This window comes from Mesorhizobium sp. M2A.F.Ca.ET.037.01.1.1 (genome assembly GCF_003998075.1).
In the GTDB taxonomy this organism is placed as follows: Bacteria; Pseudomonadota; Alphaproteobacteria; order Rhizobiales; family Rhizobiaceae; genus Mesorhizobium.
The window spans coordinates 1-575 of record NZ_RZSA01001709.1; the positions used below are offsets into that span (position 1 = coordinate 1).

Sequence of the window (575 nt, forward strand, 5' to 3'; positions counted from 1 at the left end):
GTATAGGTATAGGGCAGGCCGACGCGGATGGCGGCTTCGGCCGCGGCGCGGATCTCGTCGGGCGCCGACATGGTCTCGACCCAGGCGACTTCGGCGCCGCCGGCCTTGAGACCCTCGATCTGCTCGGCGAAGGCATCGACGGCATCGTCATAGGTCAGGGCGCCGAGCGGCACCAGCAACTCGCCGGTCGGGCCGACGGAGCCGGCGACGATCACCTTGCGGCCGGCCTTGTCGGCGACGGAGCGGGCGATCTCAGCGGCGCGCTTGTTCAACTCGTGCACGCGGTCCTGCGCATGATGCAGCTTGAGCCGGTGGCGGGTGCCGCCGAAGGAGTTGGTCAGGATGATGTCGGCGCCGGCATCGACGAAGTTCTGATGCAGGCTGGCAATCGTCTCGGGCGAAGTTTCATTAAGCAACTCGGGCGCTTCGCCGGCCTCGAGACCCATGGCGAACAGATTGGTGCCGGTGGCGCCGTCGGCCAGGAGCACGCCCTTTTCGGCCAGCAATGCGTCAATCGGGTTGGTCGCGGTCATGGCTTTTGCTTTCGTGTTCGAATTCAAATAACGATATAAAGA

1 protein-coding gene is annotated in these 575 nt (G+C 64.9%); it reads right to left on the bottom strand.

Annotated elements, in window-relative coordinates:
* The coding region (locus EOA27_RS39360) for a homocysteine S-methyltransferase family protein (RefSeq protein WP_189562423.1) at positions 1-533 on the bottom strand (533 nt) is incomplete at its 3' end.
* Positions 534-575: the final 42 nt, after the last annotated feature.